Below are 22,262 nucleotides of genomic sequence, written 5' to 3' on the forward strand. Positions count from 1 at the left end.
CCTCAAGGAGCTCAGCCGCCGCCTGGACACCTACCAGAACGGCAACGTGCAAATGGGCGAAGAGCTGCACGAAATGCGCTCGGTGGTGGCCCCCTTGCCAGAAAAACTCACGCGCCTTGAACAGCGCGACCCCACCAGCCTGTCCTTCGACCAGGCCGCGCGCCTGGTCGGCATGGGTGCCAGCGTCGACGAACTGACCCAGTCCTGCGGCCTGACCCAGGCCGAGGCCGAGTTGATGAGCAAGATGCACAAGGGTTGAGCCCCGTTTTCGGGAACTCAACACAACCCCTGCACAAACTCCAGAAACGCCCGCACTTTAGCCGCCGGTAAATGCCGTGACGGGTAGAACGCGTACAGCGGAAAACGCTCATCGGGCCAGTCCGGGAACACGTCCACCAGGCGCCCGTCCTTGAGCGCGGGCGCCAGCCCCAGATCGAGCATTTGCGCCACCGCGTGGCCGTGCTCGCACACGCTGTACAAGGTGCTGGCGTCATTGATGATCAACCGGCCATTGGTGGGCACGATGAGTATGTGCCCGTCACGATGAAACTCCCACGCAAACGGCCGCCCGGTTTGTGTATCGCGAAAGTCGATGCACACGTGCTGGCCGTGTTCAAGGTCCTGCGGCCTGGCAGGGCGCCCGTAACGCTGGAAATACGCGGGTGCGGCGACGGTCAGTACGCGTACCTCCATCAGCTTGCGCGCCACCAGCGAAGACGACTGCGGGTGGCCAAAGCGAATGGCCAGATCAAAGCCGTCAGCCACCAGATCGCCCAGTTGGTCTTTGGTGTGCAAGTCCAGTTGTAATTGCGGGTGGCGGCGCATGAACTTGCCCAATACCGGGCCCAGTACCAGCCTTGAGAAATACGGGTCGATATTGACCCGCAAGCGCCCGCGTACGGTCAGCGCGCTGTCTGCCGCCGAATTGGCCGCGTCTTCAAGCCCGGCCAGCAGCGGGGCGACTTCCTGATAAAAGCGCCGCCCTTCATCGGTCAATTGCACCGAGCGCGTGGTGCGATCGAACAGGCGAATGCCCAAGCGTTTTTCCAACCGCGAAATCGCCCGGCTTACGCCCGAGGGCGTGATGTCCAGCCGGTCGGCAGCCTTGGCAAAACTGCCGCTGTCGACCACCGCGCTCAACACGCCCATGCCGCTGGCCAAACCCGGATCAAAGCTCATTGGTGATTACCTGTCACGTATGCAATGACACTGATGCTATCGAAGAATCAGGTGTCTGCGCTGGATAATTTCTGCCAACACAACAGCTGTTGTTTGAGTTGAGGAGAGAGGCATATGTACGCAGTCACAGGTATTACCGGAAAAGTGGGTGGCGCTGTCGCGCGGGCATTGCTTGGTGCCGGGCAGCCAGTGCGGGCGGTGGTGCGCAGTGCCGAGAAAGGGCTGCCTTGGGCGCAACTGGGGTGTGAGGTGGCGCTGGCAGAAGTCGACGATGCCCAGGCCATGGCGCAGGCGTTTAGCGGTGTCGACGGTGTGTTCATCATGTTGCCGTCTAACTTCGATCCTTCGCCGGGGTTCCCTGAGGCGCGGGTGTTGGTCGACAACATTCGCCAGGCCCTGCAATGCGCGCGGCCGGGCAAGGTGGTTTGCCTGTCAACCATCGGCGCTCAGGCCACACAACCCAACCTGCTGAACCAGTTGCAACTGCTTGAACAGGCCTTGGGGTCATTGGCCCTGCCCGTGACGTTTCTACGCCCCGGCTGGTTTATGGAAAATGCCTTGTGGGATGTTGCCCCGGCGATTGAGAGCGGGGTGATCCCGAGCTTTCTACAGCCGCTGGACAAGCCGGTGCCCATGATTGCCACGGCAGACGTGGGGCGGGTGGCTGCCGAGTTGTTGCAGGAGACCTGGCAAGGGCAGCGCATTGTTGAACTGGAAGGCGCGCAGCGTATTACCCCTGACCAGATTGCCGAGACCTTCGCCCGCTTGCTCGACAAACCCGTGAGCATGCAGGTCGTGCCGCGGGATCGCTGGCAGGCGCTGTTTACCGAGCAGGGCATGCGCAACCCGTTGCCGCGCATGCAGATGATCGATGGCTTCAACGAAGGCTGGATCGAATTCGCCGGCACGCCGCGTAAAGGGCAGGTAGAGCTTGAAACGGTATTGAAGGGGCTCTTGTTGTAGGAGCTGCCGCAGGCTGCGATCTTTTAAAAGATCAAAAGATCGCGAGGCAAGCTCGCTCCTACAGGGGAGGGGTATAGATCGTAATTTACGGCTGCAACAACGCGCTGCTCAGCGCTGCAACCATCCGTGGTTTGGCGCTGTGTGCGTGGCTGATCAGGACGATCTCGCGGTGGTAACGCTCATCGCCCACGGGCTCTGCCACGCAACCGCTGGCCCAGCGTTCAAAGCCGGACCAACGGGGTACCAGGCTCACGCCTAACCCTTCAGCGGTCAGCAGAGCGATGGTTTCCAGGGCGTCCAGTTCCAGTACAGCGGTGGGCAGCAAGCCGTGGTCTTGCAGGTACTGCGACGCATGCCGGGCGCCCCAGGCGTCGGGGTCGTATTGAATGTAGGGCTGGCTTTGCAAGCGCTGGTTGACGCTCTCGGTCGAGGTTTCACGGGCGATAAACACCAAGGGTTCCCGGCGCAGCAACTGCGCATTAAACCGCTTGGCCAGATCAAAGGGCGGTGCAACCACAATGATGGCATCCAGCTCATTGGCTTCCAGCGCCTGAAACAGCGAACGTGAGGTGCCCGGCACAATGATCGGCTTTAGCTGCGGGCTTGAGCCGGTCAAGGTGCGCAAGGCGGCTGGCAGGATGCCAGTGAGCACGGTTGAAATTGCCCCGATGCGCAGCGGGCCGGTCAACCCCTCAGCGTCAGCATCGCCGGCCAGCAGCGCTATTTCATGGGTGATGCGCCGCGCTCTGGGCAATAAGTCCAGGCACGCGGCGCTGGGCTTGGCCTCATGCCCGACGCGCAGCAACAACTCCAGCCCCAGTTGGCGTTCCAGCGCGACGATGCGCTGGCTGATCGCGGCCGCGGTCAATCCTTCAAGGCGTGCAGCCTTGGCAATGGACCCGCACTCGACCACTGCGATCAGGCTTTTCAGGTAGCGCGTATCCATAAGAATTAATTTCGTTCTGGGAAAAAATAACAGGTTATCTCTTTTGAGCGTGGCGCGGCATGCTTTCTGCCCCGATCATGTGGCCGCATCCGGTCAAGGAGCTTGCTGTGAAATCGCTATTTCATTTCGCTTACCACGTTCACGATTTGGCCGCTGCGCGTGGGTTCTATTGCGGGGTTTTGGGCTGCATCGAGGGGCGCAGCACTGAGACCTGGCTGGACATCAGCTTTTTCGGCCATCAATTGTCATTGCATCTGGGCGAGCCGTTTGCCGTCACTAACACCGGCAAAGTGGGCGAGCATTGGGTGCCCATGCCGCATTTTGGGGTGGTGCTGGAAATGCCGGACTGGCTGGCGTTGAAAGCGCGGCTGGAGGATCGCCGCGTCGACTTTGTGATGGTGCCTACCCGGCGCTTTGTGGGAACACCGGGTGAACAGGCGACGATGTTTTTCCTTGATCCGTCGGGCAATCCCATTGAGATCAAAGGATTCACCGATTGGGCGTCGGTATACGCCGTTTAACACCCATAAAGCCAAGAGGTGAGTACCACCATGAGCCTTCTAGACACCGCCGATGCCGGGATGATTGCCGAGCAGGTGCGCACTGCGCGTATCAGCCCCAGCGAAGTCGCTGAGCATTTTTTGGCGCACACCGATGCGCGCGAAGCTGACATCCAGGCCTTTGTTTCGCTGGACCCCGCCGCGCTGCGCACGCAAGTGGCGCAGCTGAAAGAGCCTGCACTCAACGGTTTGCTCGCGGGTGTGCCGGTGGGCGTCAAGGACATCATTGATACCCGCGACCATCCCACGTGTTTTTACTCTCCGATCTATCAAGGCAACCAACCCTCGCGCGATGCCCATGTGGTGACGCTGCTGCGCCAGGCGGGCGCGCTGATCATGGGCAAGACCCACACCACCGAGTTTGCTTATATGCAGACCGGGCCAACGCGTAACCCCCATGACCTGAACAGAACACCCGGCAGTTCCAGCGCCGGTTCTGCTGCGGGCATGGCTGCCGGGTTTTTTCCTCTGGCGCTGGGCACGCAGACCGCGGGTTCGTTGCTCAAGCCTGCATCCTACTGTGGCTTATATGCGTTCAAACCGTCCTGGGGGCTGGTTTCTCTGGAGGGGATCAAGCCGCTGGCGCCGAGCTTTGACACGCTGGGTTGGTATGGGCGCTCGGTGGGGGACCTGGCTTTGGTCGCGCAGGTGCTGATTCCGGGGCTGACCAGCAGCCCGCGGGCGAGTGGGCGCAGAGCGTTTGGATTTTGCCGCACGTCACGCTGGGGCGACATTGATCAGCCGGTGGCCGACGCGTTGCTGGCGTCACTCGACGTGCTCCGCGCGGCGGGGCACATAGTGACGCAGGTCGAGTTGCCGGAGGCTTTTGCCGGGGTGTTTGACGACCATCTGTTGATCAACGATTGCGAGGGTGCCCGCTCGCTGGCCAAAGAATGGCACGCCAGCCCCGAGTTACTCAGCCCGCAGGTGGTGGCCATGATCGAGCGGGCCCAACAGACCACGTGGCAGCAGGAAACCGCCGCCAAGGCCCGCCTGACCGCGCTGGCCCCGGTCCTCAAAGCGCTGTTCGCCCCCTATGACGCCATGCTCGGGGCCAGCTGCGGCATGGTCGCGCCCTTGGGGCTGGAGGCCACAGGGCCGTCTGACTTCTGCAAGTTCTGGATGGCATTTGGCTTGCCGCAGATCAACCTCCCGCTGCCCAGAGCGCCGGGTGAACTGCCCGTCGGCCTGCAAGTGGTGGGGGATTTTCGCAGCGACAGCCAACTGCTGGACGCAGCGCAGCACGTCGACAGTGCACTGAACGGTGGGCTTACGGTGGCGTGATGTCGCGCTCCACCGGCCCTGCATCCGGCTCAAATCCCTGTGGGTATTTGCCTTTTAGCTGCCAGGCAAAGGCAATGATTTCAGCCAGGGTTCGGTACAGCTCCTGTGGGATGCTGTCGCCCAGCTCCATGCGCGCCAATAATCTGACCAGCTCAGCGTTCTCATAAATAGGCACTTCGTACTCGCGGGCCAGTGCGAGGATGGCTTCGGCCAGTGCGTCGTCGCCTTTGGCGGTCAGGGTGGGCGCCTGTTTGCCGTCGTACTTGAGGGCAATCGCCTGACGCGGTTCGGGGGGTGTGCTCATGCGGTTTCGTCGACCCAGCGTTGTTCAAGGGGAGTATGGCCATGGGCGGGTGGGATGCCCTGATGGCAATCGAGATCGGTCACGCTCAGCCCCGCATCCTTCAGACGCTGGCGCAGCACGCCCAGTTGGCTGGCGATCAGTTCAGCGGTGGCGCTGTGTTGCGCCCATAACTGGCCCGACAGGTTGCCGCGCAGCAATTGTGCCTGCACATGCAGCGGGCCCAGCGGCGCGAGGTCAAAGGCCAGTTCGACGCGCCACAGTTGATCTTTGCTTTCGCGTTGTTCGCGTTTGTCTTCAGGCCCTTGTTCGGGCGGATCTTCACGCTGGAACTTGACCTGCAACGGCACGATGTCGTGGGCGTTGCGCAGGGGGATTTCCAGTTGCCAGGTGGTCAGCAGGCTACCGTCGGCGGTGCGCCCGCTTTGTTCCAGGCTCGACAATTGATGGCTTTGCAGGCGCGAAATGGCTGCGGCGGCGAGCTTGAGCAGGTTTTCCAGGCTGTCTTCGCCTTCGCCCCGTTGCAGCAGGCGCGGCGGCAGTGGAAAACCGCCTGGCTGCGGTTTGGCGCTGACTTGCCCAAGCATGCCCAGCGCATTGCGCACAAACGTCGGCAGGGCTTGCGCCTGGGTGCTGGCGGCGACACCGGGGTTGAAAGTGGGGTTGGCCGGCACGCCGGGCACTATTTGTGCAATCAGCCGCAACAAGGTGGCTTTCATGTCGGGGGCGAGGTTCTGTAACTGCCCACCGAGCAGCTTGGCTTCGAGAAACGCGCCGCTGTTGAGCAGGGCATTACTGAGTGTGGCGGGGTTGCTCAGTTGTTGTGGTGTAGGCAAGCCGCTCAGCAACTTGTCGATAGAGGCGCGCAAAGCGTCGGGCATGCTCTCGCTGGGTGGCAGTTTCTGCAAGGCGTTCAACAGGCCGTCGAGCGAACCCTGACGGCTTTGCTGGGCGGCCAGTTGCTGGGTAATTGCCAGTTGGTCTTGCCGGCCGCTCAGGGGCACGAAGTTCAGGCTCTGGCTGCCTTGCACTTGCGCGGTCAGCAAGCTGTCGACGCGCAAAGGTCGCGGGCTGTCGACGGTCAGGGTGCTACCGCTCAAGGCGCTGTTAAGCAAGGTCACCAGTGAGCGATACACGGCCGGTTGCCCGGCGGCTTGCGCCAACACCTGGGTGCTCAGCACTTTGCCTTGTACTAACGTGCCCACCGGCAGTTGCTGCGGATCAAGGCGGGTGAGGGCGCTGGCATTGCTGCTCAGGGCTTGTTGCAGGCTGACCGCCAGGCTGGCGGGCGAAGGTTGTGTCACCGACAGCAGCGTGCCCAGAGGCAACGGCTGGTTGCTGCTGACCTGCACGTTGGTTTGGCGGCCGCTGTCCAGGGTCAGTTTGAGCAGCAGTTGAAACACCGCATCGCCCTGTTTAAGCGACAGCACCTGCGCCTGGGCGCTTTGCCCCGGACTGATCAAACCCTCGAGCGGTTGCAGCAACTTGAGCACTTCACCGCCTGCTGCACCAGGGCGTACGGGATTGGACGCAGCAGGTGGGATGGGTGGAATATTCATGTCGCTTTTCATTGTTACAACCTTATGAATATGCCCTCTTTAGAGTAGGACATGGCATGTATAATGCTGCCCCATCGTTTAAGGTGCCTAAAAACAACACAATTCTTTGATCCAGCTCTCTTAAACAGGCCGCAAATGTATCTATCCTGCATCACTTTAACGGCCACGCCCGGGCCGACTTGAACCGTGAAGGCCTCAACGACGTGACCAGCCCTCTTTTAGAAACCGTATCGCTGACCTGTGAGCGTGACGGGCGCCTGTTATTTGAAAATCTCGAATTGCGACTCAGCCCCTGCGACATGCTACAGATCAGCGGCCCCAACGGCAGCGGCAAGACCAGCCTGTTGCGTTTGTTGGCGGGCCTGATGCAGCCGACCGAGGGCGAGATTCGGCTGAGCGGGCAACGGTTGAGCGAGCAGCGTGCAGAACTGGCCAGCAACCTGCTGTGGATCGGCCATGCAGCCGGGATCAAAGATTTGCTGAGCGCCGAAGAAAATCTGCATTGGCTGTGCGCCCTGCATCGTCCGGCGAGCCGTGAGGCGATTTGGGCAGCATTGGCCGCCGTGGGTTTGCAGGGGTTTGAAGACGTGCCGTGCCACACCTTGTCGGCCGGGCAGCAGCGGCGCGTTGCTTTGGCCCGGTTGCATCTGGACAGCCCGGCGCTGTGGATTCTCGACGAGCCATTTACCGCGCTCGACAAACAGGGTGTTGCGGCCCTAGAAGAACATTTGGCCAGCCACTGTGAGCGGGGCGGCATGGTGGTGTTGACCACGCACCATACCTTGACCCGCACACCTGCCGGTTATCGCGACATCGATCTGGGGCAGTACGCCGTATGAGTGTGTTTGCATCGTTATTGGCTCGTGAAGCGCGTTTGCTTTTTCGGCGCCCGGCCGAGTTGGCCAACCCGCTGGTGTTCTTCGCAATTGTGATCGCGATGTTCCCGCTGGCGGTTGGCCCGGAGTCTCAATTGTTGCAAACCTTGTCTCCCGGACTGCTCTGGGTGGCAGCGCTATTATCGGTTTTACTCTCGCTGGACGGGCTGTTTCGCAGTGATTTTGAAGACGGTTCACTGGAACAGTGGGTCCTTTCGCCGCACCCTCTGGCGCTACTGGTGTTGGCCAAGGTGCTGGCACACTGGGCGTTTTCCGGGCTGGCACTGGTGATTTTGTCACCGTTGCTGGCGCTGATGCTGGGATTGCCGGTGGCCTGTTTGCCGGTGCTGTTGTTGTCGTTGTTGCTCGGAACGCCCGTGCTGAGCTTGCTCGGCGCGGTGGGCGCCGCGCTGACCGTGGGGCTTAAACGCGGCGGCTTGCTGCTGGCGTTGCTGATTTTGCCCTTGTATATCCCGGTGCTGATTCTGGGCAGCGGGGCTTTGCAAGCAGCTTTGCAAGGCATGCCTGCGACCGGTTATCTGCTCTGGCTTGCCAGCCTGACCGTGCTGGCCGTCACCCTTACACCTTTTGCAATAGCGGCCGGCCTGAAGATCAGTGTCGGCGAATAAATAATGAGGTCTGGCCCTGCAAAGGCCAGTAAAGACCCGCGCGTTGATGAGGCCGTGCACAGGCCGCGTCAAAGCACCGTGATGGAAACAGCGTGATGAACTGGACTTGGTTTCACAAACTCGGCTCACCCAAATGGTTCTATGCCATCAGTGGACGTTTACTGCCCTGGCTGAGCATTGCCGCCGTGCTGCTGATGGTCGTCGGCGTGATCTGGGGCCTGGCTTTTGCGCCACCGGACTACCAGCAGGGTAATAGTTTCAGGATCATTTACATCCATGTTCCGGCTGCCATGCTGGCGCAGTCCTGCTACGTGATGCTGGCGGTGTGCGGGGTGGTGGGGCTGGTCTGGAAGATGAAAATCGCTGACGTCGCGCTGCAATGCGCCGCCCCCATCGGCGCGTGGATGACTGCCGTGGCGCTGGTGACCGGGGCCATCTGGGGCAAACCGACCTGGGGCTCGTGGTGGGTCTGGGATGCGCGTCTGACCTCGATGCTGATTCTGCTGTTTCTGTACTTCGGCCTGATTGCCCTGGGCAACGCCATTACCAATCGCGACAGCGCGGCCAAGGCCTGCGCGGTGCTGGCGATTGTGGGCGTGATCAACATCCCGATCATCAAATACTCGGTGGAGTGGTGGAACACCCTGCACCAGGGCGCCACCTTTACCCTCACTGAAAAACCGGCGATGCCGGTGGAAATGTGGCTGCCGTTGCTGCTCACCGTGCTGGGTTTTTATTGTTTTTTTGGCGCGGTGCTGTTGCTGCGCATGCGCCTCGAAGTGCTCAAGCGCGAAGCGCGCAGCAGTTGGGCCAAGGCTGAAGTGTTACAAGCGCTGGAGGGTACGCGATGAGTTTTGCTTCTTTCAGCGACTTTGTCGCCATGGGCCAGCATGGCCTTTATGTGTGGTCGGCCTATGGCATTTGCATGGCGGTGCTGGCGCTTAACGTGGCGCTGCCGCTGACGGCGCGTCGGCGTTATCTGCAACAAGAGGCGCGTCGTTTGCGCCGGGAGAATTCGAAGTGAATCCGCAGCGCAAAAAACGTTTGATCATCATTTTGGCGATTCTGGTAGGCATCGGCGCGGCCGTTGCCCTGGCCCTGAGCGCGCTGCAGCAAAACATCAACCTGTTCTACACGCCGACCCAGATCGCCAATGGCGAAGCGCCATTGGACACGCGGATCCGCGCGGGCGGCATGGTTGAAACCGGTTCGCTGAAACGCTCTGGCGACTCGCTGGACGTCGAATTTGTGGTCACCGACTTCAACAAGGGCGTGACCATTCAATACCGTGGCATCTTGCCGGACCTGTTCCGCGAAGGGCAGGGCATCGTTGCGTTGGGCAAGCTCAACGCCCAGGGTGTGGTGGTGGCCGACGAAGTGCTGGCCAAGCATGACGAGAAGTACATGCCGCCCGAGGTGACCAAGGCGCTGAAGGAGAGCGGCCAATCCGCCCCGGCACCGGCTAACGAGGTTAAGTGATGATGTCTGGACTGTTTATTCCTGAATTGGGCCACCTGGCCATGATTCTGGCGCTGTGCTTTGCCATCGTGCAGGCCATCGTCCCGCTGCTCGGCGCCTGGCGTGGCGACAAGCTGTGGATGGGCCTGGCCCAGCCGGCGGCCTGGGGGCAATTTGCCTTTATGCTGTTTGCCTTCGGTTGCCTGACCTACGCCTTTATGGCGGACGATTTTTCGGTCCGCTACGTGGCCAGCAACTCCAACAGCGCCTTGCCGTGGTACTACAAATTCAGCGCCGTGTGGGGCGCCCACGAAGGTTCGCTGTTGCTCTGGGCGCTGATTCTGAGCGGCTGGACATTCGCCGTGTCGGTGTTTTCGCGCCAGTTACCGCAAGTGATGCTGGCCCGCGTGCTGTCGATCATGGGCATGATCAGCGTCGGCTTTTTGCTGTTTCTGATCCTCACCTCCAACCCGTTCGCACGCCTGCTGCCGCAAATGCCTGCCAATGGCAACGACCTTAACCCGCTGCTGCAAGACATCGGTCTGATCGTGCACCCGCCGATGCTGTACATGGGGTATGTCGGTTTTTCGGTGGCCTTTGCCTTTGCCATTGCGGCCTTGCTCGGTGGTCGACTGGACGCCGCATGGGCGCGCTGGTCGCGGCCGTGGACGATTGTCGCGTGGGCCTTTCTGGGGATCGGCATCACCCTGGGTTCGTGGTGGGCGTATTACGAGCTTGGCTGGGGCGGCTGGTGGTTCTGGGACCCGGTTGAAAACGCCTCTTTCATGCCATGGCTGGTCGGCACGGCGCTGATTCACTCGTTGGCGGTGACCGAAAAACGTGGCGTGTTTAAAAGCTGGACCGTGCTGTTGGCCATTGCCGCGTTTTCGTTGAGCTTGCTCGGGACATTCCTTGTGCGTTCCGGGGTGCTGACGTCGGTGCATGCGTTTGCGGCCGACCCGGAGCGCGGCGTGTTTATCCTGATCTTCCTGCTGTTTGTGGTGGGCGGCTCGCTGACGTTGTTTGCGCTGCGTGCGCCCGTGGTCAAAAGCCATGTCGGTTTTAACCTGTGGTCACGTGAGACGTTACTGCTGGGCAACAACCTGATTCTGGTGGTGGCCGCGTCGATGATTCTGCTCGGCACCTTGTACCCGCTGATTGTCGACGCGGTGAGCGGGGCGAAAATGTCGGTCGGCCCGCCGTACTTCAATGCGCTGTTTATCCCGTTGATGGCCTTGCTGATGGTGGTCATGGCGGTGGGTGTACTGGTGCGCTGGAAAGACACCCCGGTCAAATGGCTGCTGGGTATGTTGACCCCGGTGTTGCTGGGCAGCGCGGCGCTGTCGGTGATTGCCGGTGTGGCCTATGGCGATTTTAACTGGGCGGTGATCGCGACCTTTATGCTGGCGGCCTGGGTGTTGCTGGCCGGGGTGCGCGATATCGGTGACAAAACCCGTCACAAGGGCCTGGTCAAAGGCCTGCGCAGCCTGACCCGCAGTTATTGGGGCATGCAGATCGCGCACTTGGGTATCGCGGTGTGCGCGCTGGGTGTGGTGCTGTCGAGTCAAAACAGTGCCGAGCGCGATCTGCGCCTGGCGCCGGGCGAGTCGATGGAGTTGGCCGGTTACCAGTTCATTTTTGACGGTGCCAAACATTTTGAAGGGCCGAACTTTACCTCGGACAAAGGCACCGTGCGGGTGATCCGCAATGGCAAGCAAGTCAGCGTGCTGCACCCGGAAAAACGTTTATACACGGTGCAAAGTTCGATGATGACCGAGGCCGGTATCGACGCCGGTTTTACCCGCGACCTGTACGTGGCGCTGGGTGAACCGCTGGGCGATGGCGCCTGGGCGGTGCGGGTCCACGTTAAACCGTTTGTGCGCTGGATCTGGCTGGGCGGTTTGCTCACCGGCTTTGGCGGTTTGCTGGCGGCGCTGGACCGACGTTATCGAGTCAAGGTTAAAACCCGCGTGCGCGACGCGCTGGGCATGAAAGGAGAAACAGCATGAGACGCTGGCTAATGCTGGCCCCGCTGGCGGTGTTTTTGGGCATGGCGTGGTTTCTGTACAAAGGCTTGTACCTGGACCCGACCGAGCTGCCGTCGACCCTGATCGACAAGCCGTTCCCGGCGTTCAGCCTGCCAGCGGTCGAGGGCGACAAAACCCTGACCGAAGCCGACCTCAAGGGCAAACCGGCGCTGGTTAACGTCTGGGCCACCTGGTGCATCTCGTGCAAGGTCGAGCACCCGGTGCTGACCAAACTGGCCGAGCAGGGCGTGGTGATCTATGGCGTCAACTATAAGGACGTCAATGAGGACGCGAAAAAGTGGCTCAAGGAATTCCACAACCCGTACCAGTTGGACATCAACGATGAAGCCGGTTCGCTGGGCTTGAACCTGGGTGTGTACGGCGCCCCGGAAACCTTCCTGATCGACAGCCAGGGCATCATCCGCCACAAGTTTGTCGGCGTGATCGACGAGCGCGTGTGGCGCGAACAACTGGCTGGCAAGTATCAGGCGCTGGTTGATGAGGCCAAGCCATGAAGCGTTGGTTAGCAGCGCTGGTGTGCGGGCTGGCCTTGACCGGCATCGCCCATGCGGCCATCGACACCTATGAGTTTGCCAATGACGCTGAGCGCGCGCGTTTTCGCGAGTTGACCCAGGAGCTGCGTTGCCCCAAGTGCCAGAACCAGGACCTTGCCGACTCCAACGCGCCAATTGCCACCGACCTGCGCCGCGAGATCTTCCGCATGCTGGGCGAGGGCAAGGACAACCAGCAGATCATCGACTTTATGGTCGACCGTTACGGCGACTTCGTGCGCTACAAACCGGCCTTGACCAGCAAGACCGTGGTGCTGTGGTTCGGCCCGCTGGCCTTGTTGGTGGGCGGGGTGGTGGTGATCGGGGTGATTGTCGGGCGTCGCCGTCGTACAGCGCGGGCCGAAGATTCTGACACTCTTTCTGCCGAGGAGCGTCAGCGCCTCGATACCTTGCTGGATAAAAACAAAGATGATTGATTTCTGGCTTGCAGCGGGCTTGCTGCTACTCATCGCCCTGAGTTTTTTGCTGATCCCGGTGCTGCGTGGTCGCCGTGCCCAGCGTGAAGAAGACCGCACCGCCCTCAACGTGGCGCTGTACCAAGAGCGCGTGGCGCAATTGCAGGCTCAGCGCGAAGAGGGCGTGCTGACCGAACAACAACTGCAAAGCGGTCGCGACGAAGCCGCGCGTGAGTTGCTGGCGGACACCGAAGGCGTGGCGCCGGGGCGCAGTTCCAGCTTGGGCAAGGTAGTGCCCATACTGGCGGCGTTGATGGTGCCGGTGCTGGGTGTGGGCCTGTACCTGCACTTTGGTGCCAGCGACAAGGTTGAACTGACCCAAGAGTTCGCCACGCCACCGCAATCGCTAGAGCAAATGATCTCGCGTCTTGAGCGGGCCGCTGCTGCCCAGCCGGACTCCGCCGAGAGCTGGTACTTCCTGGGGCGTGCCTACATGGCACAAAATAGTTCGGCAGAGGCCGCCAAGGTGTTTGAGCGCGCCGTGGCGCTGGCCGGGCGCCAGCCTGAACTGTTGGGCCAGTGGGCGCAGGCGCAGTACTTTTCTGACGATAAAAAGTGGAGCGACAAGACCCAGGCCCTGACCGACGAAGCCTTGAAGGCCGACCCCAACGAAGTCACCAGCCTGGGCCTGCTCGGCATTGCGGCATTTGAGGGCCAGCGCTATCAGGAGGCCATCAACTACTGGCAGCGACTGCTCAATGAACTGCCGATAGGCGACCCGTCCCGCGAGGCGCTGGAGGGCGGCATCGAGCGTGCCCGCGGGCAGTTGCTTGCCAGCGGCGGCAAGGTTGAAAGCGCCCCCGTGCCTGCGGCGCAGGCGTCGATCAAGGTCAGCGTCGACTTGGCTGATGCTGTCAAAGCCAGCGTGTTGCCGGGCGACAGCGTGTTCATCTTCGCCCGTGCCGTGTCGGGCCCGCCGGCCCCGTTGGCGGTCAAACGCGTAACCGTCGCGGACCTGCCGATCACCGTGGAACTGAGCGATGCCGACGCAATGATGCCGCAGTTGAAACTGTCCAACTTTCCTGAAGTCCAACTGGTTGCGCGCATCTCCCGTGCGGGCCAGCCCACCGCTGGCGAATGGGTAGGGCGCGGCAAACCGCTGCCCAACAGCACCCAGACGTTGCAACAGCTGACAATCGACAGCCCTGATAAATAAATTTATCAGGGCTTAATCTGTGGGAGCGGGCTTGCTCGCGATGAGATCGGCAAGGTGTAACAGATACACCGCGTCGTTTGCATCGCGAGCAAGCCCGCTCCCACAGGTCCTTAGGACTTGCACGAGACCCCGTTATGGCCGTATTTGCTCGAATTACCCTGCTTAGCCTGGCCATCGGCCTGAGTGCTTGCTCGGTTCATCAACCGTATGAATCCACGCCGCCTACGCCACCCAGCCCGATCCCGCAGCCGCAACCCTCGGACAAACCGCTGCCGGACATGCCGATCCCGCAGCCGCCCAAACCGTTGCCGCGCACCTCGGCCACCTTCGCTCCACCACCGGGCGGCCCGAGCCACTGGGATGCCCGCTTGGGCGTGTATGTGCTGGATGACCAGAGCAACATCTTCTATCGCCAGCGCACCTACTACCGCTGGGACAATGGCTGGAGCCGCGGGATCAGCCCGAACGGGCCCTGGGAAGAAACCGATACCAGCGGCGTACCGCCGGGGTTGAGCCGGCAGTTCAAGTAACGCCTCGGATTACCTTTTGTAGGAGCTGCCGCAGGCTGCGATCTTTTGATCTTTTTAAAAAAAGCGCCTGCATAGCGGTAGGATGGCCCACTCACTACACAAGGAATCCGCTATGAGCCTCTTCGATTTCAAGCAAGTTGATGTGTTTAGCACGGTGGCCCTCAAGGGCAATCCGGTAGCGGTGGTGTTGAATGCCGACGGCTTGAGCGATGAGCAAATGGCCGATTTCGCGCGCTGGACCAATCTCAGTGAAACCACGTTTGTACTGAAACCACAAAACCCCGAGGCGGATTATCGGCTGCGAATTTTTACCACGCTGCGCGAGTTGCCGTTTGCCGGGCACCCTACGTTGGGCAGTTGCCATGCCTGGCTGGAAGCCGGTGGCAAGCCACGTGGTGAGGAGATCATTCAGGAGTGTGCGGTAGGCCTGATCCGGGTCCGCCGCAACGCTGGGCAATTGGCCTTTACCGCGCCGCCTCTGTTGCGTACTGGGCCGGTCGATGAGGCGTTGTTGCAGCGTGTGTGCCAAGGCTTGGGCATTGAGCGGCACGCTGTGCAGCAAGCGCGCTGGGTCGATAACGGGCCGGGCTGGCTGGCGCTGCTGCTGGCGGATCGCGAGCAGGTGCTGGCGATTAAGCCGGACTACTCGCAATTACACGGTCTGGCCTTGGGTGTGGTCGCGCCTTGTTCGGCTGAACGTGATGGCGTTGAGGCGCAGTTTGAAGTGCGGGCCTTTCTAGCGGGGGACGGGATGCAGGAAGACCCGGTCACCGGCAGTTTGAACGCCGGGTTGGCGCAATGGTTGATCGCTGACGGCCTGGCGCCGCAGCGTTATGTGGCCAGCCAGGGCACGGCCTTGGGGCGGGCAGGGCGGGTGTTCATTGAGCAGGTCGGCGAGGACATCTGGGTCGGTGGCGCGGCGGTGACGTGTATCTCCGGGACGCTGAGCCTTTGACCCCCGTCAGGCACTTTTAGCTTTTGTGACGCGCTTGGGCTTGGCCTTGCTGGCCGGGCTTTTGCGTTTTTTCTTCCAGGGCGGTGTGACGCCCGCCGGGCTGGCCGGGCCGCTGATGGTCATGGTCATGCTCATGCCGCTGCAGCGCTCGATGTGTTTGCTCATCCAGGCGGCCTGCTTGGCGACGAAGATCTCAAGGGGCATTTCGCCACTTTGCACCATGTCCAGGGCTTGTTCCCAGATGGCGGTGGTGCCGGGGTCGGCGATGGCGCGGGGCACCGCGTCGATCAGGCTGAAGGCCGGGGGCGTGGCGGCCAGCGCCTTGCCGTTTTTGATCAGGTAGCCGCGGTCGAGCAAGCCTTGAATGATCCCGGCGCGGGTGGCTTCGGTGCCGATGCCGGTGGTGTCTTTAAGCTTTTGCTTGAGTCGCGGGTCCTGGACCAGTTTGGCGACGTTTTTCATCGCCTTGATCAGGTCACCTTCGGTAAACGGCTTGGGCGGTTGGGTCCACAGGTCTTTAAGGTTGACGTTGGCAACCGCGCAATCAAGCCCTTCGCGCAAGGCCGGCAAGGGTTGCGGGGCCGGGGCTTCGCGACCTTTGGCCGGGGCCAAAGCTTCGGGCAGGGCGCGCTTCCAGCCGGGTTCGATGATTTGCTTGCCGACGGCCCGCAAGTGCTGGCCCGCGCAGTCGAAATCAGCCTGGGTGCGGTCGTATTCATGGTTGGGCAGAAACTGCGCCAGGTAGCGGGCACGAATCAAGGTGTACACGGCGCGGTGTTTGCCGCTCAGGCGTTCGAGGTTCTTCGCCGCTGCCGTGGGGATGATGCCGTGGTGGGCGCTGACCTTGGCGTCGTTCCAGGCCCGTGAACGGCGTTGCGGGTCGAGGTGCCCGGCCAGTGGCGCAAGGCTGGGGTCGGCCTGACGCAAGGCGGCCAGTATGGAGGCAGCCTCGCTGTGCTGGCTGAGCGGCAGGTAGCCGCAATCGCTGCGCGGGTAGGTCACGACCTTGTAGGTTTCGTACAGCGCCTGGGCGACGTCGAGGGTTTCTTGCGCGCCGAGCCCGAGTTTTTTTGAACACACTTCTTGCAGGGTGCCGAGGTCGAAGGGCAACGGCGCGACTTCGCGCATGCGCTCGGTGTGCAATTTGCTGACCCGCGCGTGGCGGGCGTTGCTGATGGCGGCAGCAGCCTGTTGCGCGTGGGCCTGGTTGAGGCAGCGGTCCTGATCGTCACAGGTGTCGGGATCGGCTCGCCATTGCGCGGTGAACAGTTGCTCGTCGTGCTTGAGTTGCACGTCGATCGCCCAGTACGCCACCGGCACAAAGTCACTGATGCTGCGATCACGGTCGACCACCAGGCGCAGGGTCGGGGTTTGCACCCGACCGACCGGCAATACACCCTGATAGCCGGACTTGCGCCCGAGCAGGGTGAACAGGCGGCTCATGTTCATGCCGATCAGCCAGTCGGCCCGCGAGCGGCCCAAGGCCGAGTGATAGAGGTTAAAGGTTTCGGCACCGGGCTTGAGTGCCGCCAGGGCTTTGCGAATGGAGGCGTCGTCCAGTGCGGACAACCACAGGCGCTGGATGGGCCCGCGATAGCGGCAATGTTCGACCAGTTCGCGGGCGATCATTTCTCCTTCGCGGTCGGCGTCGGTGGCAATCACCAGTTCGCTGGCTTCACCCAGCAGGCGTTTGACGGCTTTGAACTGGCTGGCGGTTTTGGGCTTGACCCGCATCTTCCATTTTTCCGGGATGATCGGCAGGTCGGCCAGCACCCAGCGCTTGTAGCGCTCGTCGTAGGCGTCTGGCGGGGCGGTTTCAAGCAGGTGGCCAATGCACCAGGTGACGGTTGCAGTGGCGCCCACCCAGCAGCCATCACCGCGTCGGCTGGCGCCGAGCACGGCCGCAATATCTTTGGCCTGGGAAGGTTTTTCACACAGAAACAGCCGCATAGCTCCACTCATTCATGCATCGCAGAAGAGGTGCAGCATGGGCAGTCATTGGCTGGAGATCAAGCGTTTTTACTGTGTTTTTGTACAGGTGGCGAGGGCGGGCTTGCTTCGCGAGCTTTGAGAATGTCAAAAGATCGCGAGGCAAGCTCGCTCCTACGCGGGCGTGGGGTTATTGGCCGCTGTAGATCTGATCGAACACGCCGCCATCGCTGAAGTATTTTTTCTGCACTTCACGCCAGTCGCCGAAGGTTTTCTCAACCGACAGGAAGTCGACTTTCGGGAAGCGGTCGTTGTACTTGGCCAGGATCGCTTTGTCGCGTGGGCGCAGGTAGTTTTTGGCAGCAATTTCCTGGCCTTCTGGAGACCACAGGTATTTGAGGTATTCCTCGGCCTCGGCGCGAGTGCCTTTTTTGTCGACGACTTTATCGACCACGGTCACTGGCGGCTCTGCTTCGGCGGAAACACTTGGGTAGATCACTTCGAACTGGTCACGACCAAACTCGCGGGCAATCATTTCTGCTTCGTTTTCGAAGGTCACCAGCACGTCGCCGATCTGGTTGGTCATGAACGTGGTGGTGGCCGCACGGCCGCCGGTGTCCAGCACAGGCACTTGCTTGAACAGTTTGCCGACAAACTCTCGGGCTTTTGCTTCATCGGCGCCGTGTTTTTGCGCATAGCCCCAGGCCGAGAGGAAGGTGTAGCGGCCGTTGCCCGAGGTTTTCGGGTTGGGCACGATCACTTGCACGCCGTCCTTGAGCAGGTCTGGCCAGTCGTTCAGGGCTTTGGGGTTGCCTTTACGGACGATAAATACGGTGGCCGAGGTGAACGGCGCGCTGTTGTCCGGCAGGCGGGTGACCCAGTTTTCCGGGACCAGCTGGCCGTTGTCAGCCAGGGCGTTGATGTCGGTGGCCATGTTCATGGTGATCACGTCGGCCGGCAGTCCGTCGATCACTGCGCGTGCTTGTTTGCTCGAACCGCCGAAGGACATCTGCACAGTCGGCTTTTGGTTCTTCTCTTTTTCCCAGTGCTTTTGGAACGCAGGGTTGTAGTCTTTGTAGAAGTCGCGCATCACGTCGTAAGACACGTTAAGCAACGGTTTGTTGTCGGCGTGGGCCAGGCTGCTGAGTGCAAGGCCTGCGACCAACAAAGAGGCGCTAAAGAGTTTTTTCACTGCGTAGTCCTTGTTATAGGGGGCAAAAGAGGCAATATGCCAGCGACTATAGCGGGTGCTGCATAGTCCTTAAAAGATTAAAAAGCACTTTGTTTATACGTTTTTGACGAATAGCGCATTACCACACCGGGAACAAAAAGACGCCGAGGCCTCGTGCTGGGCTTTTTTGCAGGTGGTGCATGTGTGCTGCAACTGTTCGCCGCGCATGGCGTTGGCCAGTTCGGCGGTAAAAATACCGGTGGGCACGGCGATGATTGAGTAGCCGGTGATCATCACCATGGCCGAGATGACTTGCCCGGGAATGGTCTGTGGGACGATGTCGCCGTAGCCGACGGTGGTCAGGGTCACGATGGCCCAATAGATGCTGACCGGGATACTGGTAAAGCCGTGATCCGGGCCTTCAACCACGTACATCAGGGTGCCGAACACAGTGACCAGGGTGGATACCCCGACCAGGAACACGATGATTTTCTGTTTGCTGCCGCGCAAGGCCGAGAGCAGGTAATTGGCCTGGCTCAGGTAGGGCAACAGTTTGAGGATCCGGAAGATCCGTAGCATGCGGATGACGCGAATAATCAACAGGTACTGCGCGTCGCTGTAATAAATCGCCAGGATCCCCGGCACGATGGCGAGCAAGTCCACCAATCCATAAAAGCTGAACGCGTAGCGCAATGGTTTGGGTGAGCAGTACAGGCGCAGGCCGTATTCGATGGCAAACACAAAGGTGAAGCCCCATTCGATATAGGCCAGCAGGTCACCGTATTGCAGGTGAATGCTGTTGATGCTGTCGAGGATGACCACCACCAGACTCGCCATGATGATCAGCAGCAGGGTGGTATCGAAACGGCGCCCGGCGGGGGTGTCGGACTGAAACACCATCACGTACAGGCGCTGACGCCAATCCTGATTCTTCATGTAGATCGCTCGATACCCAAAACCCAGAAGATTCGGGTATTAACGTTCGATGCGCAACCTGCTTTGCGCTTCACTGTCAGCCGATTTGCGGCTTAACAGGCGAACACCGCCACCGATAACCCAGCAACTGAGCACAAAGGGCGCGGTTAAAAGAGGCAGACCCAGCGCACTGAAACCCGGTGCCAGGGCCAAGGTCACGACGATGCCCAGCAATGGCTTGCAGATTCGGCTCCCTTGCTGGCTCAAGGCCAATGCTGCCAGCGCCGGGTTGTAGCCAGCCAGCCCGTTGAGTGCGGCGCCGGTGTCTTGTTGGTAGAGGCTCCATAACAGCCCGGCGAGTGAGCCAGTCAGCGCCCACAAGGCTGCCCGCCAGTGGCTCAGGCACAAGCCGATGACAATCAGCAGCCCGGCGACCGGATGGTTCAGCAGCATGACTTGGCTGATCCCTTTGAACAGGGCTTGCAGCAGCGTCCAGGCGTTGAGGGCGTACGGTTCAACGCTGTACTCCGGTGTTCCTTGCAGGGTGAGCAGGCCCCAGCCGATGGCGACAAAGGGAGCGGTGTAAATCATCAGGCTATGGGGGTGCGTGGCGCGTTTGAGCCATTGATGCACCACCATGCTGCTGATCCCGGCGCTGGCGATGATCAACAGTGGCAGCATGGCTGACCACGGCAGTTGATGGCTCAGCAGAAGCCCCAGCAACACACCGTTGTAGCTGTAGAGCCCGGCCTGACGTTCGGTTTTGGCGTAGCCGCGACGTTGCGCGGTCAGCAAGCCTGCGACTGCACCGAGCAACGCCCCTCCGAGCAGCGCAGGAGCGCTGACGACAATGGCCAGCAAGCACAACACGCCGCAGAGTGGGTGACGTTGCAGGAAGACTTGGCTGAAACCATTGCACAGGGCCGTGGCCCAATCAGGGCAATTAGTCATGGCGCAATCAACTTTTTTGAGGGTGAGCAGATGCCCCGCAGAAAGTGCAGCAGGTTGCGATCGTTTTAAAAAACTAAAGATCGCAGCCTGCGGCAGCTCCTACGGTGGGTGGACCGCAGAGGTTATTTGTCGCGAATGGAGAAGTTGGCCATGTGTTCCAGGCCTTTGATCAGCGCCGAGTGGTCCCAGTTGCCGCCACCGAGAGCGGCGCAGGTGCTGAACACTTGCTGGGCGCTGGCGGTGTTGGGCAGGTTGATCCCCAGCTCACGGGCGCCAGCCAGCGCCAGGTTGAGGTCTTTCTGGTGCAGGCTGATGCGGAACCCCGGATCGAAGGTGCCTTTGATCATGCGCTCGCCGTGCACTTCAAGGATCTTCGAAGAGGCGAAGCCGCCCATCAAGGCTTCGCGAACCTTGGCCGGGTCTGCGCCGTTCTTGGCGGCAAAGACCAGGGCTTCGGCCACGGCCTGAATATTCAGGGCAACGATGATCTGGTTGGCCACTTTGGCGGTTTGGCCGTCGCCATTGCCGCCGACCAAGGTGATGTTTTTACCCATGTTTTGCAGCAGGGGCAGGGCGCGGGCGAAGGTTTTTTCGTCGCCGCCGACCATGATGCTCAGGGTGCCAGCCTTGGCGCCGACTTCACCGCCAGACACCGGCGCGTCGAGGTACTGCGCGCCCTTGGCGTTGATTTTTTCGGCGAAGGCTTTGGTCGCAGTGGGCGAGATCGAACTCATATCGATCACCACTTTGTTCGGGCTCAGGCCTGCGGCAATCCCGTTTTCACTGAACAGGACTTCGTCGACCTGCGGGGTGTCGGGCACCATGATGATGATGAATTCGGCTTCTTGAGCGACTTCTTTCGGGCTGGCCAGGGCGATGGCGCCAGCCGACAGCAGGTCGCTAGGTGCTGCGCCGCGATGGGTCGACAAGAATAAGCTGTGCCCGGCCTTTTGCAGGTTGCTGGCCATAGGCGAACCCATGATCCCGGTGCCGATAAATCCGATTTTAGCCATGACAAATCCTCTTGTTTTTATTGGATAAACAACTCTTACACCGCGTTATGCGTCTTGAGCCACACCAGCCCGGCTTCGGTGCTGGTCAGCGGCTTGTACTCGCAACCGACCCAGCCCTGATAGCCGATGCTGTCGAGGTGGTCGAACAGGAAGCGGTAGTTGATCTCGCCGGTGCCCGGTTCATGGCGGCCGGGGTTGTCGGCCAGCTGGATGTGGTTGATCTGCGCCAGGTGCGTTTGCATGGTGCGCGCCAGGTCGCCTTCCATGATTTGCATGTGATAGATGTCGTATTGCAGGAACAGGTTGGCGCTGCCGACCTTGTCCTGAATCGCCAGCGCCTGTGCGGTGTTGTTGAGGTAAAAGCCCGGAATGTCGCGGGTATTGATCGCTTCCATCACCAGCTTGATGCCCACCGCTTGCAGTTTGTCGGCGGCGTACTTGAGGTTGCTGATGAAGGTTCTTTCGACGGTGGCGTCGTCTACGCCTTGGGGGCGAATCCCGGCCAGGCAGTTGATTTGCGTGTTGCCCAGTACTTTGGCGTAGGCGATGGCCTTGTCGACGCCTGCGTGGAATTCCTCGACCCGGTCGGGGTGGCAGGCAATCCCGCGCTCGCCCTTGGCCCAATCGCCGGCGGGCAGGTTGAACAGCACCTGGGTCAGTTTGTTGGCTTCCAGGTGATGTTTGATTTCTTCAGCGCTGTAATCGTACGGGAACAGGTATTCAACGCCGTGGAAACCAGCGTTGGCAGCCGCTTGGAAACGGACAAGGAAATCCTGTTCGGTGAACAGCATGGACAGGTTGGCGGCAAAACGCGGCATGGTGAACTCCTGCTTT

At 60.8% G+C, this 22,262-nt stretch carries 25 protein-coding genes; 15 read left to right on the forward strand and 10 right to left on the reverse strand.

From position 1 onward, the window contains the following. The coding region (locus GHO41_RS20090; protein ID WP_153364125.1) for a DUF2802 domain-containing protein at positions 1-259 on the forward strand (259 nt) is incomplete at its 5' end. Positions 260-276: 17 nt separating this feature from the next. Here GHO41_RS20090 and GHO41_RS20095 read toward each other — a convergent pair. Continuing rightward, positions 277-1,179: a LysR family transcriptional regulator gene (locus tag GHO41_RS20095; RefSeq protein ID WP_153434457.1), complete on the reverse strand. Its 903-nt coding sequence runs from the start codon at positions 1,177-1,179 to the stop codon at positions 277-279. Between the two features lie 114 nt (positions 1,180-1,293). On the opposite strand from GHO41_RS20095, the gene GHO41_RS20100 reads away from it, so the two are divergent. After that, a complete protein-coding gene (locus GHO41_RS20100) occupies positions 1,294-2,142 on the forward strand; it encodes an NmrA family NAD(P)-binding protein (RefSeq protein ID WP_153434458.1) in 849 nt (282 codons plus the stop codon). An 85-nt stretch (positions 2,143-2,227) separates the two neighbouring features. Here the strand turns inward: GHO41_RS20100 and GHO41_RS20105 are convergent, their stop codons facing one another. Continuing rightward, positions 2,228-3,088 carry a LysR family transcriptional regulator gene (locus GHO41_RS20105; protein ID WP_153434459.1) on the reverse strand — a complete coding sequence of 287 codons (861 nt, stop codon included), beginning with the start codon at positions 3,086-3,088 and terminating at the stop codon, positions 2,228-2,230. Positions 3,089-3,195: 107 nt separating this feature from the next. On the opposite strand from GHO41_RS20105, the gene GHO41_RS20110 reads away from it, so the two are divergent. Then, positions 3,196-3,609, forward strand: coding sequence for a VOC family protein (locus GHO41_RS20110; RefSeq protein ID WP_048371352.1), 414 nt, complete (start codon positions 3,196-3,198; stop codon positions 3,607-3,609). Positions 3,610-3,639: 30 nt separating this feature from the next. Continuing rightward, a complete protein-coding gene (locus tag GHO41_RS20115) occupies positions 3,640-4,932 on the forward strand; it encodes an amidase (protein ID WP_153434460.1) in 1,293 nt (430 codons plus the stop codon). Here the strand turns inward: GHO41_RS20115 and GHO41_RS20120 are convergent. Together GHO41_RS20120 and GHO41_RS20125 are read right to left on the reverse strand one after the other, a co-directional pair. Then, positions 4,919-5,236 (reverse strand): EscU/YscU/HrcU family type III secretion system export apparatus switch protein, encoded by a 318-nt coding sequence (locus GHO41_RS20120; protein WP_153351152.1) that lies wholly within the window; start codon positions 5,234-5,236, stop codon positions 4,919-4,921. The genes GHO41_RS20115 and GHO41_RS20120 overlap by 14 nt on opposite strands. After that, a complete protein-coding gene (locus GHO41_RS20125; protein WP_153434461.1) occupies positions 5,233-6,804 on the reverse strand; it encodes a flagellar hook-length control protein FliK in 1,572 nt (523 codons plus the stop codon). Before GHO41_RS20125 ends, GHO41_RS20120 begins: the two co-directional genes overlap by 4 nt. Positions 6,805-6,995: 191 nt before the next feature. Here GHO41_RS20125 and ccmA point away from each other — a divergent pair, with 191 nt between their 5' ends. The 11 genes from ccmA to GHO41_RS20180 all read left to right on the forward strand — a co-directional run bounded on the left by ccmA (position 6,996) and on the right by GHO41_RS20180 (position 15,449). Continuing rightward, positions 6,996-7,631 carry a cytochrome c biogenesis heme-transporting ATPase CcmA gene (gene ccmA / locus GHO41_RS20130; protein WP_273219167.1) on the forward strand — a complete coding sequence of 212 codons (636 nt, stop codon included), beginning with the start codon at positions 6,996-6,998 and terminating at the stop codon, positions 7,629-7,631. Continuing rightward, positions 7,628-8,296, forward strand: coding sequence for a heme exporter protein CcmB (gene ccmB / locus GHO41_RS20135; RefSeq protein WP_048371344.1), 669 nt, complete (start codon positions 7,628-7,630; stop codon positions 8,294-8,296). The genes ccmA and ccmB overlap by 4 nt, the downstream gene beginning before the upstream one ends. A gap of 92 nt (positions 8,297-8,388) precedes the next feature. Beyond that, complete coding sequence (locus GHO41_RS20140) at positions 8,389-9,147, forward strand: heme ABC transporter permease (protein ID WP_371928983.1); 759 nt, start codon at positions 8,389-8,391, stop codon at positions 9,145-9,147. Then, positions 9,144-9,320: a heme exporter protein CcmD gene (gene ccmD / locus GHO41_RS20145; RefSeq protein WP_153434464.1), complete on the forward strand. Its 177-nt coding sequence runs from the start codon at positions 9,144-9,146 to the stop codon at positions 9,318-9,320. The genes GHO41_RS20140 and ccmD overlap by 4 nt, the downstream gene beginning before the upstream one ends. Next, positions 9,317-9,775, forward strand: coding sequence for a cytochrome c maturation protein CcmE (ccmE, locus tag GHO41_RS20150; RefSeq protein ID WP_048371338.1), 459 nt, complete (start codon positions 9,317-9,319; stop codon positions 9,773-9,775). The genes ccmD and ccmE overlap by 4 nt, the downstream gene beginning before the upstream one ends. Beyond that, a complete protein-coding gene (locus GHO41_RS20155; RefSeq protein ID WP_048371336.1) occupies positions 9,775-11,763 on the forward strand; it encodes a heme lyase CcmF/NrfE family subunit in 1,989 nt (662 codons plus the stop codon). Before ccmE ends, GHO41_RS20155 begins: the two co-directional genes overlap by 1 nt. After that, positions 11,760-12,296, forward strand: a complete 537-nt coding sequence (locus GHO41_RS20160; RefSeq protein ID WP_048371333.1) for a DsbE family thiol:disulfide interchange protein — start codon at positions 11,760-11,762, stop codon at positions 12,294-12,296. The genes GHO41_RS20155 and GHO41_RS20160 overlap by 4 nt, the downstream gene beginning before the upstream one ends. After that, a complete protein-coding gene (locus GHO41_RS20165) occupies positions 12,293-12,769 on the forward strand; it encodes a cytochrome c-type biogenesis protein (protein WP_153392617.1) in 477 nt (158 codons plus the stop codon). Before GHO41_RS20160 ends, GHO41_RS20165 begins: the two co-directional genes overlap by 4 nt. Continuing rightward, positions 12,762-13,964, forward strand: coding sequence for a c-type cytochrome biogenesis protein CcmI (ccmI, locus tag GHO41_RS20170; protein WP_153434465.1), 1,203 nt, complete (start codon positions 12,762-12,764; stop codon positions 13,962-13,964). Before GHO41_RS20165 ends, ccmI begins: the two co-directional genes overlap by 8 nt. 134 nt (positions 13,965-14,098) lie before the next feature. Next, complete coding sequence (locus GHO41_RS20175) at positions 14,099-14,494, forward strand: hypothetical protein (RefSeq protein WP_123751610.1); 396 nt, start codon at positions 14,099-14,101, stop codon at positions 14,492-14,494. Between the two features lie 112 nt (positions 14,495-14,606). Beyond that, positions 14,607-15,449: a PhzF family phenazine biosynthesis protein gene (locus GHO41_RS20180; RefSeq protein ID WP_153434466.1), complete on the forward strand. Its 843-nt coding sequence runs from the start codon at positions 14,607-14,609 to the stop codon at positions 15,447-15,449. Between the two features lie 6 nt (positions 15,450-15,455). On the opposite strand, the gene GHO41_RS20185 is transcribed toward GHO41_RS20180, so the two are convergent. From GHO41_RS20185 to hyi, 6 genes are all read right to left on the reverse strand, one after another. Continuing rightward, entirely contained in the window at positions 15,456-17,399 is a 1,944-nt protein-coding gene (locus tag GHO41_RS20185; protein WP_153434467.1) for a DNA topoisomerase III, read from the reverse strand. Positions 17,400-17,568: 169 nt separating this feature from the next. Continuing rightward, positions 17,569-18,570: a sulfate ABC transporter substrate-binding protein gene (locus tag GHO41_RS20190; protein ID WP_371928984.1), complete on the reverse strand. Its 1,002-nt coding sequence runs from the start codon at positions 18,568-18,570 to the stop codon at positions 17,569-17,571. A 93-nt stretch (positions 18,571-18,663) separates the two neighbouring features. After that, a complete protein-coding gene (locus GHO41_RS20195; protein ID WP_153327815.1) occupies positions 18,664-19,485 on the reverse strand; it encodes an ion transporter in 822 nt (273 codons plus the stop codon). Between the two features lie 39 nt (positions 19,486-19,524). Next, positions 19,525-20,415: an urea transporter gene (locus tag GHO41_RS20200; RefSeq protein WP_153434468.1), complete on the reverse strand. Its 891-nt coding sequence runs from the start codon at positions 20,413-20,415 to the stop codon at positions 19,525-19,527. Positions 20,416-20,537: 122 nt separating this feature from the next. Next, positions 20,538-21,428: a 2-hydroxy-3-oxopropionate reductase gene (locus tag GHO41_RS20205; RefSeq protein WP_153434469.1), complete on the reverse strand. Its 891-nt coding sequence runs from the start codon at positions 21,426-21,428 to the stop codon at positions 20,538-20,540. Between the two features lie 35 nt (positions 21,429-21,463). Continuing rightward, on the reverse strand, positions 21,464-22,246 hold the full coding sequence (gene hyi, locus GHO41_RS20210) for a hydroxypyruvate isomerase (RefSeq protein WP_153434470.1): 783 nt from the start codon (positions 22,244-22,246) through the stop codon (positions 21,464-21,466). Positions 22,247-22,262 lie beyond the last annotated feature (16 nt).

It is taken from the genome of Pseudomonas sp. FSL R10-0399 (assembly GCF_009600165.1).
GTDB lineage: Bacteria > Pseudomonadota > Gammaproteobacteria > Pseudomonadales > Pseudomonadaceae > Aquipseudomonas > Aquipseudomonas helleri.

Coding starts and splice junctions, on each gene's coding strand:
- GHO41_RS20180 (WP_153434466.1), top strand. CDS start 14,607: ATGAGCCTCTTCGATTTCAAGCAAGTTGATGTGTTTAGCACGGTGGCC.
- GHO41_RS20175 (WP_123751610.1), top strand. CDS start 14,099: ATGGCCGTATTTGCTCGAATTACCCTGCTTAGCCTGGCCATCGGCCTG.
- GHO41_RS20155 (WP_048371336.1), top strand. CDS start 9,775: ATGATGTCTGGACTGTTTATTCCTGAATTGGGCCACCTGGCCATGATT.
- GHO41_RS20205 (WP_153434469.1), bottom strand. CDS start 21,428: ATGGCTAAAATCGGATTTATCGGCACCGGGATCATGGGTTCGCCTATG.
- GHO41_RS20200 (WP_153434468.1), bottom strand. CDS start 20,415: ATGACTAATTGCCCTGATTGGGCCACGGCCCTGTGCAATGGTTTCAGC.
- GHO41_RS20185 (WP_153434467.1), bottom strand. CDS start 17,399: ATGCGGCTGTTTCTGTGTGAAAAACCTTCCCAGGCCAAAGATATTGCG.
- GHO41_RS20125 (WP_153434461.1), bottom strand. CDS start 6,804: ATGAAAAGCGACATGAATATTCCACCCATCCCACCTGCTGCGTCCAAT.
- ccmB (WP_048371344.1), top strand. CDS start 7,628: ATGAGTGTGTTTGCATCGTTATTGGCTCGTGAAGCGCGTTTGCTTTTT.
- GHO41_RS20095 (WP_153434457.1), bottom strand. CDS start 1,179: ATGAGCTTTGATCCGGGTTTGGCCAGCGGCATGGGCGTGTTGAGCGCG.
- GHO41_RS20120 (WP_153351152.1), bottom strand. CDS start 5,236: ATGAGCACACCCCCCGAACCGCGTCAGGCGATTGCCCTCAAGTACGAC.
- ccmD (WP_153434464.1), top strand. CDS start 9,144: ATGAGTTTTGCTTCTTTCAGCGACTTTGTCGCCATGGGCCAGCATGGC.
- ccmI (WP_153434465.1), top strand. CDS start 12,762: ATGATTGATTTCTGGCTTGCAGCGGGCTTGCTGCTACTCATCGCCCTG.
- hyi (WP_153434470.1), bottom strand. CDS start 22,246: ATGCCGCGTTTTGCCGCCAACCTGTCCATGCTGTTCACCGAACAGGAT.
- GHO41_RS20100 (WP_153434458.1), top strand. CDS start 1,294: ATGTACGCAGTCACAGGTATTACCGGAAAAGTGGGTGGCGCTGTCGCG.
- GHO41_RS20195 (WP_153327815.1), bottom strand. CDS start 19,485: ATGAAGAATCAGGATTGGCGTCAGCGCCTGTACGTGATGGTGTTTCAG.
- GHO41_RS20165 (WP_153392617.1), top strand. CDS start 12,293: ATGAAGCGTTGGTTAGCAGCGCTGGTGTGCGGGCTGGCCTTGACCGGC.
- GHO41_RS20160 (WP_048371333.1), top strand. CDS start 11,760: ATGAGACGCTGGCTAATGCTGGCCCCGCTGGCGGTGTTTTTGGGCATG.
- GHO41_RS20105 (WP_153434459.1), bottom strand. CDS start 3,088: ATGGATACGCGCTACCTGAAAAGCCTGATCGCAGTGGTCGAGTGCGGG.
- GHO41_RS20115 (WP_153434460.1), top strand. CDS start 3,640: ATGAGCCTTCTAGACACCGCCGATGCCGGGATGATTGCCGAGCAGGTG.